Source organism: Streptomyces regalis (assembly GCF_001509475.1).
Lineage (GTDB): Bacteria > Actinomycetota > Actinomycetes > Streptomycetales > Streptomycetaceae > Streptomyces > Streptomyces regalis.
Genome location: NZ_LLZG01000151.1, coordinates 1 through 4,553, shown reverse-complemented (window position 1 = coordinate 4,553; position 4,553 = coordinate 1). Strand labels below are relative to the sequence as shown.

At 66.2% G+C, this 4,553-nt stretch carries 1 protein-coding gene; it reads right to left on the bottom strand.

Features of this window, described 5'->3' with window-relative positions; all coding sequences use genetic code 11:
- Positions 1–4,553, bottom strand: a 4,553-nt coding sequence (locus ADL12_RS19780; protein ID WP_244187957.1) for a DNRLRE domain-containing protein, incomplete at both ends; no start/stop codon positions are given.

Genomic DNA, 4,553 nt, shown 5'->3' with positions numbered 1-4,553 from the left:
GTCTGGTACTCGTACTTCGCCGCGTTCGCCGGCCACTTGGTGGTGTCCGACACACAGGTGGCCGTCTGGTCCGGCACGCCCACCTTGTTGTTCTCCGCGTCGCGCTGCCAGAGCGGGTAGCCCGTCTTCTGGTCGTAGCAGTACGCGGTCTTCGCCTGGTTGTCCTCCTCCAGGTAGGTGACGTTGTTGTCCGCGTCCCAGCTCATCTTGGTGGTCTGGGACTTGGCGTTGGTCGTCTGGACAGGGCGGCCGAAGTCGTCCGTCACGTACTTCGTCGCGTGGGTCTCGGCGTCGGTGACGGTGGTGTCGGTGAACTTCGTGTTCGTGGTGTTCGCCGCGTACGCGAAGCCCGTGGTGCCCTGCAGACGGTCCGTGATCGTCTTCGTCCACCAGTGGTACTTCGGGTCGTCACCGGTCTGCGGGGCGTAGTACGCCAGGTTGGTGCCGTTGCCGCGCGGGTCGGTGGCCTTGACCAGCTTGACGTTCTTGTTGCCCTGATCGGAGTCGTAGGTGAACTTGAAGTCCTTCGGCTGGGACGATCCCTCGCCGTCGGTCATCCAGCCCAGCAGGCCGGTGGTCGTGTAGTAGAAGGCGACCTTACGGCCCGAGATGTCCGTGACGGACTTGACGTGGTCGTAGATCTTGGGCTCGTTCAGGTTGGTGCCGCTGGCCTTGGCACCGGTGGCGGTGATGTACGTGTAGGTGGCATCACCGGAGACGACGCCGCCCTTGTTCTCGTACCTCCGGTAGTAGTCGACCTTCAGCGACTGCCTACCGGCCGGGTCGGTGATGTACGTGAGGAACTTCGTCGGCTTGTTGTTGGCCTTGCGCTCCTCGTACGTGTACGTCTGCGTGTTGCCGTTCTTGTCCACGACAGATGTCAGGTAGCCGTCGCAGCCGAAGAGGAAGCGTGTGCCGTCCGGGCGCAGTAGCGTCCACGCGTCGGGCACCGGGTCCTTGTTCGGGGTGCAGTCCAGTCCCGTCTTCATGGTGATGCGGTAGTGGACGCCTGCCGGGGCCTTCCAGGTGCCGTCGGCCTGCTTGGTGAAGACGTGCGTGGTGCCGTCTCCGTCCGGCAGGCGGATCTCGGTCGCGTTGGCGTTGGGGTTGGGGTGGAAGTCCAGCGCTCCGCCGAGGCGGATCGGCCCGGCCAGCTGCGCCGACCAGCCCGCACCCGTCACCGTGTCACTGGTGTCCAGCGAGTTGTAGGCGAACCGCGCGAACGTGTTCAGCCCACGGCCCGGGTTGGTGAACGCGTTGTACGACCACACGCTGTTGCCGGCGGCCAGGTTGTTCATCACCGTCGAGCCGGCGCCGGTGTTCTTGCCGGTGTAGGAGTAGAACTTCTCCAGGCCGAGCGTGTTGGAGGTGGGGTCCTCCACCGCCACGTTCTGCTTCAGCGACGGGATGCCACCGGTGCCCGCCGACAGCCAACTGCCGTCGGAGACCTTGCGGATGTCCCAGCCGAGGACGTAGTCCGTGCGCTTGTTGCCGCTGTCGGAGTTGATCGGCGTCTTGACCTGTGCCTGGATCGTCGCCGACTCGCCCGGGGACAAAGCCGGGATGGCCGTGGAGAGCTGATTGCCGCCCGTGGTGACGTCAGTGCCGTCCGGCAGTTTCCAGGTGTAGGACAGCTCCCGCTCGCCGGCCGCCCACTCGGCGTTGGTGGTGTTGGTGACCGTGAAGTCCACCGTGTAGGTCGAGTTCGGGGTCATGCGGGCCGGGGTCTGCGGCGCGTAGTAGGTGTCCTCCGTGGTGGAGTCGACGTAGATGACGCGCAGCAGCGGGCCGAGCTGGTAGTCGGATGCCTCCGAGGCCAGGAACAGGGTGCGCTCCTGCGGGCCGGCGCTGGTCTCGTCCTTCAGCTTGACCATGGCGCCCTTGTTGGAGGACGGCGTCTTGGTCCAGCCCTGGGTCAGGGAGGTGGCGTTCCAATAGTGGCGGCCGACCTCGGAGACCTGCGGGACGAAGTCCGAGACGGTCGCCGAGTAGTCGCCGCCCGCCGTGGTCCACGCCGTGGTGGAGGTGGCGTTGTTCCAGGTGGCGGTGGTTTCACCGAAGTCCCGGGTCAGCCCGTGCAGTTCGTAGGTCGCGCTGCCGTTGCCGGTGTTGGTGGTCTCCGCGCCCCACATGAACAGCCGGGACTCCAGCACGGTGGCAGTGGTGGGGATGTCGCTGGTGGCGAACTTCATCACCGCGCGGGTCTTGCCGTAGGTGGAGGAGTTGTTGCCGACGCTCAGCCACTTCTGACCCACACCGAAGGACTGGATGGCGTCCTGGTTGGTGGTCGGCTGCGCGGACGACAGGGTCGTGTCCGTCACCCCAGCCGTGCCCTGGATCAGCCGCATCGTGCGGCCCGCCTTCGGCACGCCGACGATGCGGGTCGGTGAGCCGAGCAGCTCGCCGCTGTTGGTCTTCACCGCGAGCTGGTAGTAGTACGACCGGCCGATCTCGTTCGCCGAGGAGTCCGGGGTCGGGGTCGCGGTGGTGTCCGTGTAGCTGGTGGTCGCCTTGTCGATCGGCGCCACCAGCGTGGCCGCGGACGGCGTGAACGCCTGCTGCGTGGAGCGGTGCAGCTGGTACTCCACCATGTCCAGACCGGCGTCACCCGTGCTGTTGGAGTACGCCTTCCACGACAGCTCAGGACCCGTGGAGTGGATCACCGTCGGCGAGTTCAGCGTCGTGCCGACCTTGCCGTAGGTCACCGTCAGCCGGGGAATCGTCGAGGTCTCACCGCCGTAGACCGTGTCGACGTGGTCACCGGACTCATAGCGCGGGCCGCCGGTCGGCGCGGTCGCCGACTCGTCCGTGGCCTTCAGCACGAAGCCGTGGTTGGTGGCGGTGCCGCTCAGCCACTTCTGCACGGTGTCCGTGACCGGGAACTTGTGCCACTGGTTGTACTCGCCGGTGTTCTTCACGATCGACGCCGGGTTCACCCAGCGCACCGCGTCCGCGATCACCGCGGTCGAGCTGTCCGTGTCCCCCAGGACGACCTTGCCGGCCGTGCCCTTGTTGAAGTCGATCTGCGAGCCGCCGTTGAGGGAGGCCCACACCCCGCCCGAACCGGCCGACTGATCCACCGTGTAGGTGGCCGTACCGTCCTGCCCGGTCACCGTGTACGGGGCCGCCGTGGACCGGTCCGAGTACTGCACATAGTGCGCATCCACCCGGTAGGACGCCGTCTCCGGCAGCCTCGGCTGCCAGGTGTAGGTGTCCGTGGTGATCGAGTCCTTGTTGTACAGGTAGTCGCCGTCGATCCCGTACGTCTGCGACCCGGGCTTCCATGTGCCGACCGCCGCCGTCGTCCCCGCGTCCCCGTCATCCACCTGCACGCTCGTGCCGGACAGCTCACCCACCAGGGAGCTGGTGCTGGACCAGGTCGACGACTCGTCCCAGGTGCCGGTCGCCCGGTAGGCGCCGATGGTGACATCGTTGGCGTTGGTGGTGTGCGACTGGTCGAAGTACATCTCCAGACGCGCCGAGTCGATCGTCGTGCCCGACGGGATCTCACTCAGCGGGAACTTGATCAGCGAACGGGCCGTGCCCGTGTCGGTCTTGCCCGCCGACAGCTTCCAGGAGCTGTTGAAGTTCGTCGTCGGCTGGTCCGACAGGACCATGACATCCTGCGCGGCGGAGGGAGTAGACGGCGCGATCGTGATCGTCGGGTCGATCACCACCGGGTACTGCCGCTCCTTCGACGCCAGCCACTTCGCGTCCGGGGTGACCGTCAGCTTCCACAAGTCGCCGTCCCGGGCCAGCTTCTGGGTGACCTTCGTGCTGTAGGTCTGCCCGAACACGGAGGTGTCCGCCTTCTTGGCGTCCGTCATGTACGGCGCCGGAATCACCATCACCGGCGTGTGGGGAAGCTCCCCGTACAACGCGATCGAGCCGTCCTTGCGCGCCTTCGGCACCAGCCCGTCGGTGTCCAGCGTGAAGGTGAACTGCACGGGGCCGTCGGGGCGTTCGGTGAGATTAATGTTCTCCTTCACCGTGCCCGGACCCACCACGTACTCCAGATCGGCGCCGGCCGCCGCGTCCTTGTATGTGACCGTGGACCCCTTGACCTGCGGCTTCAGGCTTTTGCCCGCGCCCTGCAGGCCGAGCGTGACCGCTCCCCCGCCCTCAACCTCGAACCGCAACAGCCGGTCCGTGTCCGAACCGAACCACGATCTGCCCGAGTTGGTCGTGTTGGCGAAGTCGAAACCCTTCGCCTTCGTCTCCCGGACCGTCGTGTCAATCGGCTTCCAGGACTTCGACTTCTGGTCGCGGTAGGAAGTCGCAGCCGCCGACAGCTCCGCCTCCACCCGGCCGTCCGACAGCTGCCAGAAGCGGGCGTTCGACGTGCGCCGCTTCGTCAGCTCCTTGACCCGCTCGGCCTTTGGCTCCTTCTTCCCCTTCGGAAGTTTCTGCCGGTCCGCTATCCCCAATTCGTCATGAGACGGCGGCTTGTCCAATCCGCCGCTATCATCATCGTCATCCGCGAACCAGCCCTTGACGGTGTCGACAATCCCCTTGCCGTCACCCTCATCAGCGGGCGCCGCATAAGCGACCTG